The sequence below is a fragment of the Chitinophaga sp. CF118 genome, from assembly GCF_900112615.1.
In the GTDB taxonomy this organism is placed as follows: Bacteria; Bacteroidota; Bacteroidia; order Chitinophagales; family Chitinophagaceae; genus Chitinophaga.
Map to the genome: position 1 here is coordinate 234,951 of NZ_FOMK01000002.1, position 13,038 is coordinate 247,988.

Below are 13,038 nucleotides of genomic sequence, written 5' to 3' on the forward strand. Positions count from 1 at the left end.
CATATAAAGTGTAAGTTGCCCTTTGTCTGTCTCACACCCCGCCAAAAGAAACGTTTCCTTTATTTTTCATATCATATCAAAGTTTGATGCAGCGAAATTACTTTGATATCTTTGAGCTTGAGGGATTAGGATTGTAAATAGAAATGTAAACTTTGTAAATAAATCTCAATATTATGCCTGATGGCCGAAATCTCCTCTCCGGGAAACGCAAGTACCTGTGCGGATTTATATTACTCTCGTTTATCTCAGTAATCTGCGCGGCTTTCAATATGACCGGCAGTGACGACTTTGACATCGCCAGAAGGGAAGTTTTGCTCCGCAGGATCGGACATGAATTACTCTTACAGTTGGGCGACAATACATCAAGGGTGCTCCCGGTAAAAAGGATCGCTGAAAATGAATACCAAATCGGGTTTGAGAATGATCTTACTTTTCAACCGGGCTCCCTGGTGAATACTACCCGGCGTTTGTTGGCCAAAGACCCCTTCGCATGTGATTATGTTGTTAACGTTCTGAACTGTAGCAACTCCAGTGTCGTCTATGGATACGCTATATCCAAAAATACAAAAGATGATATTGTAGCATGCATAGGAAGAGAGCAACCCAGAGCATGTTACATGATCAACGTTAAATTCAAACCGACGGGCATAAATACAGCAAAGAATAGATATCTTCTGGGCAGCCTGCCATTTTTAGCATTTGTTGGTTTTATTTTTTGGAGATCTGTTAAGCCGCAGAGAGCCTTACCTAACGATCAGGGTACCAGGACATTCACTTTTGGCTCGGTCTTGTTTGATGCGGAGAAGCGGCAGCTGATAATAAATGAAAAGACCATAGACCTGACTGGAACTGAAACACGTTTACTGCTCATTTTCGCGTTGTCTCCTAACGAGACTATAGAGAGAAGCCGGCTACAAAAAGAGATTTGGGAAGATGAAGGAGTTATTGTGGGGCGTAGCCTGGATATGTTCATATCAAAACTTAGAAAAAAACTGGAATCTGATCCGAATAGCAAAATTGTTGTTATACGTGGCAAAGGCTATAAGCTTGAAATCAGCTCTTAAGAAGAATCTTCTCGCCCAAAACTGATCATATTAGATTTCAATTCCGGGGATTTTCTCTAAGCCATGGGAAAACAAAAAAGGTTCACAGTTTAGACTGTGAACCTTTTTTGTTTCTGTCGGGACGACTGGATTCGAACCAGCGACCTCTTGCACCCCATGCAAGCGCGCTACCGGGCTGCGCTACGTCCCGAAACCGGTATCATCATTTTTTAACGACGGGATGCAAATGTAAATATAAAATTGATTTTTCAAAACTTTAAATCCAACAAATATCCTTAATCCGCACGCCTTAATCTGAATTTCTATTACTTTTGTTGCCGGCATTTTAAAGAACGGTATAGACACAGTTAGTTCAGCATGCAAATACTACTCAAAAACGTACAAATCACAGCACCATCCTCCCCGTATAACGGGCAGCAGAAGGACATTCTGATCGAAAACGGCATCATAAGCCAGGTAGGAAGCAATATTGCTGCCCCCCAGGCTCAGGTGATCTCCGGCAACAACCTGCATGTATCGCTGGGTTGGACAGACATTTTCTCCCACTTCTGCGATCCCGGACAGGAACATAAGGAAGATCTGCTTACAGGTGTTGCTGCCGCAGCCAAAGGCGGATTTACTACCGTAATGGTAGTTCCCAATACACAACCTGCCCTGCACACCAAACCGCAGATAGAATATGTGATCAGCAAAACACGCAATAGTGCGGTACAGGTACTACCCATAGGTGCTGTTACCAAGAACCTGGAGGGAACCTCACTGGCAGAAATGTACGAAATGAAGCAGGCGGGCGCGGTAGCATTCTCTGATGGATTAAAACCGCTCCAGTCACCAGGCATGATGTTAAAAGCACTGCAATATGTGAAAGCGATAGATGGGACCATTATCCAACTGCCGGACGACTTGAGTATTTCCGCTCATGGCCTCATGCATGAAGGAATTTATAGCACACAACTTGGAATGCCTGGCAAACCAGCTCTGGCGGAAGAACTTATAATTCAACGCGATATCGAACTCGCCCAATATACCGACTCCCGCATTCACTTTACCGGTATCAGCACCCGCAAAGCTGTGGAACTGATTGCCAGGGCGAAAGAGAAGGGCCTTAAAGTTACCTGCTCCGTCACCCCTTACCACTTGTCGCTTACCGATGCGGAACTGGAAGGTTATGATACCCATTTGAAGGTAAATCCGCCACTACGGAGTGCTGATGACGTAAAAGCCCTGCAGGATGCTGTGAAAAACGGGACGATCGACTGCTTCGCAACACACCACCTGCCGCAGGACTGGGATGCTAAACAAGTAGAATTTGAATATGCTAAAAATGGTATGATAGGGCTGGAAAGCTGCTTCGGAATACTCCGCAAATACCTGCCGGAAGTACCCCTGGAACAACTGATCAATATGCTCTCCATCAGGCCTCGCGAAATATTTAACCTTCCCGCTCATACTTTGGCAGAAGGTGCTGCTGCCAACCTGACCCTCTTCGATCCACAAGAGGAATGGACTCTTACAGCGGCTCACCTGGCAAGCAGGTCCAAAAATTCGGCGTATATTGGCGCTCAATTAAAGGGGACCGTAAAAGGAATCATTAACGGTGCCCTGACCCAACTTTAAAACGTCATCTGAAGTATGAGTAATGCATCATCTCTTAATCCTGGGATTAAGTGGGGAGTTATAGCCGGTGTGATAGCCGTTCTTGTGAATATAATCTTCTGGCAAAGTGATCGTGAACTGTTTTTCAGTTTTGTACTTGGTCTGGTTATAGCAGTTGTATTTGTTCTTTTTAGCGTACTGGCCGGACTTGAAATGAAACGCCGGCTAAAAGGAGAAATCGAATTTAAACAGGCATTAAAACCTGTTTTCCTCACTTTTGTAATAGGAGGACTTTTCGCTACAGGTTGCACATACGTTTTCTATAATTATGTTGATCCTACCATTTATGAGCAGGCAAGAAAATATGCACTGATAACCACTGACAGGTTAGCACACTCTTTCGGCCTGCCCCAGGACCAGATTGACGAACAAATGGACGGAATAAAAGAACTGGACTTCTATATGGGACCCGGTAAAGCCATATTAACATATTTTTCACTATTGATACGCTATTTTGTGCTGGCTGCAATAGTAGCAGTATGCATCCGAAAGAAACCTACAGTATAACATTATTTATTAATCATGGATATTTCCGTTATCGTTCCTTTAAAAAACGAAGAAGAATCATTGCCAGAACTTGCTGCATGGATAGACCGTGTAATGAAGGAAAATAACTTTTCCTACGAAGTATGGATGATAGATGATGGTAGCACAGATACTTCCTGGAATGTGATTCAACAACTGTCTGAAGCTAATCCAAATATCAAGGGTATTAAATTCCAGCGCAACTATGGCAAATCCGCTGCCCTGAATGAAGGCTTCAAAGCCGCCCAGGGACAGGTGATGATCACCATGGATGCTGACCTGCAGGACAGTCCGGATGAAATACCGGAACTCTACCGTATGATAAAAGAAGATGGCTTCGATATCGTAAGCGGATGGAAGAAGAAACGGTATGACAGTGCTCTCACCAAAAATATACCTTCCAAGTTATACAATTGGACCACCACCAAAATGAGTGGTGTGTCTTTACATGATATGAACTGCGGACTTAAATCATACCGCAAAAAAGTAGCAAAAAGCATTGAAGTATATGGGGAAATGCACCGTTACATTCCTGTAATTGCTAAATGGAGCGGTTTCCGTAACATCGGAGAGAAAGTGGTAGAACACCGCCCCCGTAAATACGGAACTTCCAAATTCGGTCTGGAACGCTTCATTAATGGGTTCCTGGATCTGGCTTCTATTATGTTCATCGGTAAGTTCGGTAAACGGCCAATGCACCTTTTCGGCGCCCTGGGTACCGTGTGCTTCTTTCTCGGGTTTGTAATAGCCGTGGATCTTGCTATTGAAAAGATTCTGTTCGATAAATATAATATGACAGACCGTCCACTCTTTTACCTGGCTCTGCTGGCAATGATTATTGGTTCCCAGCTGTTCCTGACTGGCTTCATTGGAGAACTACTCACCAGGAACGCTCCTGAAAGAAATGACTACCTGGTGGAAACAGTATTAGACCGAACCAAATAATATAAGATGGGCAAAAAGAAAATCCTGATCCTTGGCCCATCCTGGCCCTACCGGGGCGGTTTGGCTGCATATAACGAAAGACTGGCGGAAGAATTACAAAAGACCGCAGATGTGGAGATCTGGACATTCACAGTTCAATATCCCAAATTTCTGTTCCCGGGCAAAAGCCAGTTTGCTACAGAACCGGCCCCTGCCAATCTGCGCATCCGCAGAATGATAAATTCTATAAACCCGCTGAACTGGTTGGTTACCGGCCGCAAAATCCGCAGGATGGCACCCGATCTGATCATCACAAAATACTGGCTTCCTCTAATGGGCCCTGCCCTGGGTAGCTTATTACGCCTTGGCAAAGGGAAAACAACAAGGGTAGTATCTATCCTGGACAATGTAATCCCCCACGAAAAACGTCCGGGAGATGTTCCATTTACCAGATACTTCCTGAAACCGGTAGATGCATTTATAGCTATGAGTCAGTCTGTACTGAATGACCTGCAGCTGTTTGAACCTAACAAACCGGTATCGCTCATCCCCCATCCTATTTATGATAATTATGGTCCGCCCATCTCTAAAACAGCGGCAAGAGAGAAGCTACAACTGCAGCAGGATAAGAAATACATCCTGTTCTTTGGCTTTATCCGTCAATATAAAGGATTAGATCTCCTGATGCAGGCAATGGCTGATGAACGTCTTAAAAATATGGACATACGTCTTATCGTTGCTGGTGAGTTTTATGAGGATGCCGCTCCTTACCAGCAACTGCTGGAGAAACTACAACTGGGCGATCGCATCCTGATGCATACCGATTTTATTGCCAACGATGACGTAAAGAACTATTTCTGCGCGGCAGACCTGGTAGTACAGCCTTATAAGAACGCTACACAAAGCGGTATTTCACAGATCGCTTATCATTTTGAAAAACCTATGGTGGTAACCCGGGTAGGCGGACTGATAGAAATGGTACCGGATAATATAGTGGGCTTCCAATGTAACCCCGATCCTACCGATATTGCTACAGCTATTGAGAAGTTTTACAAAGGAAACAGGGAGGCTGATATGATCGATGCTATCCATATCGAAAAAAAGAAGTACTCCTGGGATCACCTGGCTACCGAAATCTACAAACTCGCTGATAAGCACTAGAATACATTTAACTTTTTTTTAAGACAATTCGTTCCCGCTAACCGGGGATTGTTTTATCTTGCCGTTCTTATAAAACCAGATATACTGTGATTTATCGTAGCAAAGCACCTTTACGCCTAGGGCTGGCAGGAGGAGGAACAGATGTTAGCCCTTACTCGGATATGTTTGGTGGTGCCATTCTGAATGCCACCATCTCTTTATATGCGCGTGCAGCCATAGAACCGCTGCAGGAAAATAAAGTCATTTTTGAATCTGCCGACAGAAAAGAACAATTGACCTGCGATGCCACTTTCCCCCTTCCGCTGGATGGTAAACTGGACATTCTGAAAGGTGTTATCAACAGAGTAGCAAAAGATTATGGCATCCCTTCCGGATTCAAACTCACTACCTTTGTAGATGCACCGGCAGGTTCCGGTTTGGGAACATCTTCAACCCTTGTAGTGACCGTTTTAGGTGCTTTTGCTGAGTGGTTAAAACTGCCATTGGGTGAATACGATATAGCTCACCTGGCTTATGTAATTGAAAGAGAGGACCTTCAACAGGCTGGCGGTAAACAGGACCAGTATGCTGCTACCTTTGGTGGGGTAAACTTCATGGAATTCTATGATCGTGATAAGGTAATCGTGAATCCGCTAAGAATTAAAGATAAATACCTTTATGAACTGGAAAATAACCTGGTACTTTATTACACCTCTACCAGCCGCTTATCCAGCAGTATCATTTCCGAGCAACAGAAAAATGTACACGATAAAAAAGAAGCGTCCATAGAAGCTATGCACCACCTCAAAGAACAGGCGGTAATGATGAAAGAAGCGCTTTTACGTGGTACTATTGATCGCATTGGTGATATCCTGGATTATGGTTTTCAGCACAAAAAGAATATGGCAAAAGGGATCTCCAACTCTTCCCTCGACGATATTTATGAAGCGGCAAAACGTGCAGGCGCAACAGGTGGTAAGATTTCCGGTGCAGGTGGTGGTGGCTTTATGATTTTCTATTGCCCGCAAAATACACGCTATGCAGTAGTAGATGCATTATCCACATTCGGAGGTCAGGTGAAACGTTACCATTTTACAAACCACGGATTAAATACGTGGACTATCTAAAACAAGTTTATTCATGACAAATAATATTATAAAAACTATCCGGGAAAGTATTGCGGTAAAAGAAGCCATCTGTAAGGATGAAACACTTATACGTACAATACAGCAGGTGGCAAACGTGATTACTGCAAGCCTTCAGCAGAATCATAAAATCCTGTTCTGTGGAAACGGTGGAAGTGCTGCTGATGCACAACATCTTGCAGCTGAATTTTCCGGCCGCTTTTATAAAGACAGAACTCCACTGTATGCGGAGGCACTTCACTGCAATAGCTCTTATATGACTGCCGTAGGTAATGACTATGGGTACGATCAGGTCTATTCCCGGATCCTTCGTGGTATTGGCCAGTCTGGTGATGTGCTGGTAGGTATTTCTACATCGGGCAATTCAGTGAATATTCTGGAGGCCTATAAAGTAGCAAAAGAGAAAGGAATGATCATCGTGAGTATGACAGGGTTCAGTGGTGGAAAAATGAGAGATAACAGCGATTATCTGCTGAATGTACCTTCTTCAGATACACCAAGAATCCAGGAATCACACATTACTATCGGACATATTATTTGTGAAATAGTAGAAAATAACCTGTTCCCATGATAAGGGAATGCATAGTACTGGCTGGCGGATTGGGTACCCGCCTGCGCAGCGTAGTGGCAGACAAACCCAAATGTATGGCACCAGTAGGTAATCACCCTTTCCTATATTACCTGCTGCAATACCTGCACCGCCAGGGAATCACACATGTGGTCCTTTCACTGGGATATAAGGCAGAACAGGTGATTGACTGGTGCAGGGAGGCGAATCTTCCCCTGGAGATTTCATTTGCCATTGAACCGGAACCTTTGGGTACGGGCGGAGCAATTCTGCACGCACGCTCACAAATTAAAGGAAACGAATTCTTCATCACAAACGGAGACACCTTTTTTGAGGTACCCCTGGCTGATTTTTATTCCTTTCACCAACAGCATAAAAGCTCTCTTTCACTGGCTTTAAAACCGATGGTGCAGTTTGAACGCTATGGCAGTGTACAACTGGATGAAAAGGCCCGGATTACTGCTTTCCTGGAGAAGCAATTCTGTGCCGAAGGACTGATCAATGGTGGAATCTACCTTACATCTATGGAGTATCTGCAAAGCCTTGGACTTCCTCAAAAATTTTCATTTGAAAAAGAAGTGCTGGAAGCACAGGTAAAGAGTGGTTCGTTGTACGGATTTATAAGTGATACTTATTTTATTGATATAGGTATTCCGGCCGACTATGAAAAGGTGCAGGTGGATCTGGGACAGCCTTAATTGAAAACTATGCATATAGATAATTCCTGGACATTATTCCTGGATAGAGATGGAGTAATTAATGATGAAATCAAAGGCGGATATGTACTGAGCTGGGATATGTTCCGTTTTGCTGATGGGGTACTGGAAGCTCTCCCACTGCTGGCAGATAAGTTCAGCCGTATTGTAATGGTTACCAATCAGCGTTGTATCGGACGTGGCCTGCTTACCGAAGAAGGATTAAAAGCCATCCACCAAAAGATGTTACAGGAGATTTCCGCAAAGGGCGGACGTATAGATAAGATTTATTTTTGCCCGGATATAGACAGTAACAGCCCCTGCCGTAAGCCTAACATTGGCATGGGGTTGCAGGCTAAAGCTGATTTCCCGGATATTGACTTTTCCCGGTCTATCTTAGTAGGTAACACATTGAGTGATATGAACTTCGGCAAAAACCTGGGAATGACTACTGCTTTTATTCCTTCCACACACCCACATCAGCCATTTCCTCATCCTTTAATGGATGCGCGTTGCAATAGTTTATTGGATTTTTCGCGTATCATACAATAAATTTGTTCTATATCACGTAAATAGGGTGACTGCCAATATTCATCTTAAATCAAATTATGCTCAGAGCCTGCTTCATATTATTGTTATTACCAGCTTTTCTGCATGCACAACGTATCAGTCCTGCGGACGCAGCTGTTATTGCTAAACAGCAGGATTCCCTTCAATATCTGTCTGGCATGATCCTCCGCGGTAAAGACGAGCAGGCCCGGCAAGAGGCAAATGATCACTTTATACCGAAGCTGGTACAGGCACTAAAAACACCAAACTCATTCTATTTCCGTTTTGATTCATTATCCACCATCTCCATTCAATACCCGCAGGATAGCTCTTTCCGCATCTTTACCTGGGGTCTTGAGCTGGAAACAAGCTTCTACCATCATTATGGTGCAATTCAAATGAAAACCGATGATGGCAAGCTGAAACTTTTTCCGCTGTTCGATAATTCGGACTATATGAATCCTGATACCGTTGCGAATAATAAAAGCTGGTATGGATGCCTGTACTATAAAATAATACAACGTCATTACTTTAATACTGAATTCTATACACTGTTTGGCTGGGATCCAAATAATATCCGGAGTCAGAAGAAACTGATAGATCTCCTGATGTTCAAAGATGGCGAACCAGTATTCGGAGGTCCTTTTTTCAGTTTTGCAGAAGATTCCTTACCAAAGCCAGTGCGCAACCGATTTATACTTGAATATAAAAAGGATGCGACCATCAGTCTTAGCTATAATAAGGAAATGGATATGATTGTGTATGATCACCTGATATCAGAAACCAATCAAAAAAGCAAACCGTCCACCTTTGTGCCGGATCTTGATTATGAAGGGTTTAAATGGAAAGCAGGGAAATGGATGCATATCGATAAGGTTTTCCATGATGCACTGCCACTGGGAAAATTCCCTGTGCAACAACCACTGGATCAACGCCGCAAGAATATGATGAAACCACAAACAGCTGAAGATATCAATGCGGAGCAACTGGAGAAAGCTAAAAAGAAGAACTGATTACTATAAACTACTTTTAAATCAATCTATTTGAAATAGATATTAAAAAAAGCCTGTATTGCAGAATACAGGCTTCAACCTTTCTAGCACAGGGAACTCAATCAGGAAGGAGCCGTACCATCCCTATATACTTTCACATTCCTCCATTTTACAGTAGCCGCTCCGGTTTTTAATGTACCATAATTTCCATACTTCATATAATTAGAGACGGCTTCATCATCAGCAATATCTACTTTCTTCACACCATTAATATAGATTTTAATTCTGTTACCTTTATCTTCCTGTAAATGGATAACGTTTATATGCACTTCCTTGCCGTAGATATTAGTAGCTAATGTCTGGCCAGCTGCCTTGATAGATCCGCCGTCATCAGCATATCCACGAATCATTAATTGCGTGGCTCCCGACGTACTGCCGAAAATCTGCATCAGAGATTCATCATTTAAAGGAGAATAAAAGGTAACATAACCTTCGAACTGCCTGCTACCCTGACTATAATCATTCTGCAACCGTATTTCTGAACGGTTGGAATTATTATTTACAATCCGGAAAGTCTCAACTCCGCTACTGTAATCGTAATCAGCACAAATGGGACTTCCAACTGATTTATAGGAAGTCCAGCTGAAAATCTGTAAACCATCCGCATTATCCAGGTGAATTTTTTTTGTAGGAGAATATTCTACCCATCCACTGCCCAGCGCGGACATTATGGATACTTCATTTTTGTTGATAATAGCATTTTCAGCCACAGCCGTTGTTCCAGCTAGTTCCTGCAATGCTTTATCTTCTTTATTACATCCACTGGTAAAGGAAGCAACTCCCAAAAGTACCAGCAGTGGTTTTAGCAGCCATAGCATATGATAAGAATCATTGCTTTTTGTAAGGGTTTTCATTTTGTCTTGATTGATAAGTTTAACAATAACGCGTGATTTGAATAAAATAGATTGGGGTATATGCTAGTTAAGGGTTACAGTTTGACTCTTCCTAAAACTTCTGTTATGATTATATGGAAATAAAGCCATCAATTGCATGTTGTTACATGTATATATCAATCGATTGCAGTAATACTAATCTACTGATTTTAAGTATACAAACAAATACTTTTTCTGTAATCCTATTCCATTGTAAACCAATACCAGGAACTGACACATACTTATCCCATACTTATCCCATACTTATCCCATACTTATCCCATACTTATCCCATACTTATCCCATACTTATCCCATACTTATCCCATACTTATTCCATACTTATTCCATACTTATTCCATACTTATTCCGTGGAAGCACTCATGACCTGCCAGGTTAATACCGTCATTCAATTGAATCCATTCATAATCAACATGGACAATTGAAGAAATCGGAGACGATCATGGATGTAAAATATTGAGGGCTTTGAGCTAACTTTCTATATCTGTTAGTTGAATTACAATTTTTGTTCCGTTGATGTTTATGTATTCAAGTCTTACGAAACCATACTTTGGATGATAATAGCTTTTTAGATATGTTTTCATAGTAGTATTGCCAAATTCTGATGTTCCTGTTCCGTTTGTTACTTTACATTTTATCTTACCCAAAGGACTGTTAATAGTTTCGTCATTTTGCCTCACATAATCGTAGTTGATTTTTACTTTTTCTTTACTATTTATCCAGCGAGGGTCTAAATATGCTCCCCCTGTTTCTAACTCCCATGACCAATGATTAACAGATTCATCCAGGTAATAAAAAGGAAATGGATTTAACTGTAAAATTTTAAAAGTGAATTGCCTGGGTGGGTGCATCCATAAATTTTTATAGTTGTCAATAACCCCGGTACTTACACCACTACACAAAAACTGACGGTTGGCCTCTCCCCTTTTTTCAAAACATTCACAAAGAGAATCACTTACCTTTTTATTCTTTACAATGTAAGCATAACTCATTACGGTTTGTGTGTACGTTGAATCATAATTTGGAAATGTTTCTACAGAATCCGTTATCACAAGTTTTATCTTATCTATGGTGCTATCTGTTGAATTCTGATAATCGACAAGATTAAGCGGATTCCCAATTGTTGCTTCGTTTTTACTTAACAGAAACTTCTTTTTTACTCCTGAATTGTCAATATAATAATAGTCGAAAATGAAAGTCATTTTACGTTTATAGGAAATATTGTCATTGGAATATCTATGTTTTTCGGTACTTGAATAATCTGGTTTTTCAACGTATATCCCACCGTCAAGAATTAACTTCTGTGCAAAAAGTTTTACGCCAGAGATTAAAATTAAAAGTATAGTGATGTTTCTTTTCAGCATAGAGTTCATGGTTTTTTAGCAGAATTTTCCCAATCTTTATAAATAAAACGCAACGCATCGTAATAGGCAACTATTGGGACAGTCATATGAGTTTCAACAGGATAATATTTGTATTTATACTCAAGACCTTTTAGTTCTTTCTTTGTCAGTAATGTATCGAATTTCAACAAATTGGTATGGTAAGAGCTTGAGTCTGCGACTCCTTCGCTTGCATCACTATAAAATATCTTTTTGTTTAAAACCGATGCTTTTACTAAATTTTTATCCGTCAACTTCAGCACATATTCTTTATCCCACCATAAAGAAGGACTGAGAGCAATATAGGCATTAAACATTTCAGGATGAGTAAGCATACAATAAATAGAAGCAATACCACCAAAGGAATGTCCTGCAAAGATATTAAAGCCTTGAGTTTTATAATTCAATTCAACATACGGCATTAATTCCTCTTTTATGAATCGCAAAAACTGTTCGCCGCCACCGCTTGGTTTCATCCAGGAAACAGTAGCCGTATCAGGTTGTCCAAAATAATTAATGATACTTTGTGTTGGTGTCAGGTCTCTCGTTCTTTTGGTATTAGTGATGCCTACTACTATCATTTCCGGTATTACATTTACATCCCAGCGGCTAAGATAATCCACATATTGAGAAAGCATATCAAAATGGCTTTCTCCGTCCATTAAATACAATACAGGAAATCGTTTATTCAAATTTGCAGAGTCAACCTTTGGATAATGAATATAAACCTTACGATCTTCATTTAATACCCTGGAAGAAATTGTCACTACATCACTGGCTGTATGTTCATATAATGTTTTCTTCTGTGCCTTTGATTGTAAAGTAATAAACAAAAGGGGTATTAAACGTATTTTAAGGGAATTGCAAAACATGCTTATCTCATTTTTTTAAATTTAGCCAAATTCAGACATTCTTCATAGTGCTCCCTTAAGATTGAGTACTTCACCCCGATCGCACAGGCATTTGCCGGACAATGGATTAGCTTTAATTTATTGATTGATAATAATTTGTATTTCTGGTCGTAAATAATTTCCATCTGCGCAAATAGGCTGCACAGTAAGGTCTTCTCTTTGTAATCAAATAATAACAAATGAAAATTTCAAAAAATGAACAAGTACGAGCGATTGAAGAGTGAGTTAGAATCAACAGGTAAAGGAAAAATGAAAGCATTTGGCAGTTCAATGTTACCAATTCTGAAAAGCGGAAGCCAATTAACCTTCGAAAAGGCCAGTGAATACAAAATAGGTGATATTGTCTTCTGTAAAGTGAAAGGGCGATATATTGATGCCCATAAGATCATTAAAACAGATACACATAAAGGGTTCCTGATCGCCAACAATCATGGTTTTGAGAACGGCTGGACCAGAACCATCTATGGAAAAGTGATACTAGGAGAATTTCAGAACAAAATCATCTATAAAACGAACTAATAATAGAATTAAATTA

14 protein-coding genes and 1 tRNA gene are annotated in these 13,038 nt (G+C 41.0%); 11 read left to right on the forward strand and 4 right to left on the reverse strand.

Annotation, left to right across the window (positions count from 1 at the left end):
• The first annotated feature begins 173 nt into the window (after positions 1-173).
• Entirely contained in the window at positions 174-1,064 is an 891-nt protein-coding gene (locus tag BM176_RS09245; protein ID WP_090102095.1) for a winged helix-turn-helix domain-containing protein, read from the forward strand.
• A gap of 116 nt (positions 1,065-1,180) precedes the next feature.
• On the opposite strand, the gene BM176_RS09250 is transcribed toward BM176_RS09245, so the two are convergent.
• Positions 1,181-1,254, reverse strand: a tRNA-Pro gene (locus tag BM176_RS09250).
• A gap of 167 nt (positions 1,255-1,421) precedes the next feature.
• Between BM176_RS09250 and BM176_RS09260 the strand changes: the two genes are divergently transcribed.
• The 9 genes from BM176_RS09260 (at position 1,422) to BM176_RS09300 (ending at position 9,279) form a co-directional block, all read left to right on the forward strand.
• A complete protein-coding gene (locus tag BM176_RS09260) occupies positions 1,422-2,681 on the forward strand; it encodes a dihydroorotase (RefSeq protein WP_090102099.1) in 1,260 nt (419 codons plus the stop codon).
• 15 nt (positions 2,682-2,696) lie between these two features.
• A complete protein-coding gene (locus BM176_RS09265; RefSeq protein ID WP_090102101.1) occupies positions 2,697-3,227 on the forward strand; it encodes a DUF4199 domain-containing protein in 531 nt (176 codons plus the stop codon).
• Between the two features lie 15 nt (positions 3,228-3,242).
• Positions 3,243-4,190, forward strand: coding sequence for a glycosyltransferase family 2 protein (locus BM176_RS09270; RefSeq protein WP_090102105.1), 948 nt, complete (start codon positions 3,243-3,245; stop codon positions 4,188-4,190).
• A 6-nt stretch (positions 4,191-4,196) separates the two neighbouring features.
• Positions 4,197-5,330, forward strand: a complete 1,134-nt coding sequence (locus tag BM176_RS09275) for a glycosyltransferase (RefSeq protein ID WP_090102107.1) — start codon at positions 4,197-4,199, stop codon at positions 5,328-5,330.
• Positions 5,331-5,416: 86 nt separating this feature from the next.
• On the forward strand, positions 5,417-6,436 hold the full coding sequence (locus BM176_RS09280) for a GHMP family kinase ATP-binding protein (protein ID WP_090102109.1): 1,020 nt from the start codon (positions 5,417-5,419) through the stop codon (positions 6,434-6,436).
• A 13-nt stretch (positions 6,437-6,449) separates the two neighbouring features.
• Positions 6,450-7,025 (forward strand): D-sedoheptulose-7-phosphate isomerase, encoded by a 576-nt coding sequence (locus tag BM176_RS09285; protein ID WP_090102111.1) that lies wholly within the window; start codon positions 6,450-6,452, stop codon positions 7,023-7,025.
• The gene (locus BM176_RS09290; protein ID WP_090102113.1) at positions 7,022-7,720 is read left to right on the forward strand and encodes a nucleotidyltransferase family protein; all 699 of its coding nucleotides are present in this window, start codon (positions 7,022-7,024) and stop codon (positions 7,718-7,720) included. The genes BM176_RS09285 and BM176_RS09290 overlap by 4 nt, the downstream gene beginning before the upstream one ends.
• Positions 7,721-7,729: 9 nt before the next feature.
• Complete coding sequence (locus BM176_RS09295; protein ID WP_090102115.1) at positions 7,730-8,269, forward strand: D-glycero-alpha-D-manno-heptose-1,7-bisphosphate 7-phosphatase; 540 nt, start codon at positions 7,730-7,732, stop codon at positions 8,267-8,269.
• Positions 8,270-8,325: 56 nt separating this feature from the next.
• Positions 8,326-9,279 carry a hypothetical protein gene (locus BM176_RS09300; protein ID WP_090102117.1) on the forward strand — a complete coding sequence of 318 codons (954 nt, stop codon included), beginning with the start codon at positions 8,326-8,328 and terminating at the stop codon, positions 9,277-9,279.
• 101 nt (positions 9,280-9,380) lie between these two features.
• On the opposite strand, the gene BM176_RS09305 is transcribed toward BM176_RS09300, so the two are convergent.
• The 3 genes from BM176_RS09305 to BM176_RS09315 all read right to left on the reverse strand — a co-directional run bounded on the left by BM176_RS09305 (position 9,381) and on the right by BM176_RS09315 (position 12,425).
• Entirely contained in the window at positions 9,381-10,172 is a 792-nt protein-coding gene (locus BM176_RS09305; RefSeq protein ID WP_090102119.1) for a LamG domain-containing protein, read from the reverse strand.
• 508 nt (positions 10,173-10,680) lie between these two features.
• Positions 10,681-11,574, reverse strand: coding sequence for a hypothetical protein (locus BM176_RS09310; protein ID WP_143097761.1), 894 nt, complete (start codon positions 11,572-11,574; stop codon positions 10,681-10,683).
• 5 nt (positions 11,575-11,579) lie between these two features.
• A complete protein-coding gene (locus BM176_RS09315; RefSeq protein WP_177230354.1) occupies positions 11,580-12,425 on the reverse strand; it encodes an alpha/beta hydrolase in 846 nt (281 codons plus the stop codon).
• A 273-nt stretch (positions 12,426-12,698) separates the two neighbouring features.
• Here BM176_RS09315 and BM176_RS09320 point away from each other — a divergent pair, with 273 nt between their 5' ends.
• The gene (locus BM176_RS09320; protein WP_090102127.1) at positions 12,699-13,022 is read left to right on the forward strand and encodes a S24/S26 family peptidase; all 324 of its coding nucleotides are present in this window, start codon (positions 12,699-12,701) and stop codon (positions 13,020-13,022) included.
• Positions 13,023-13,038 lie beyond the last annotated feature (16 nt).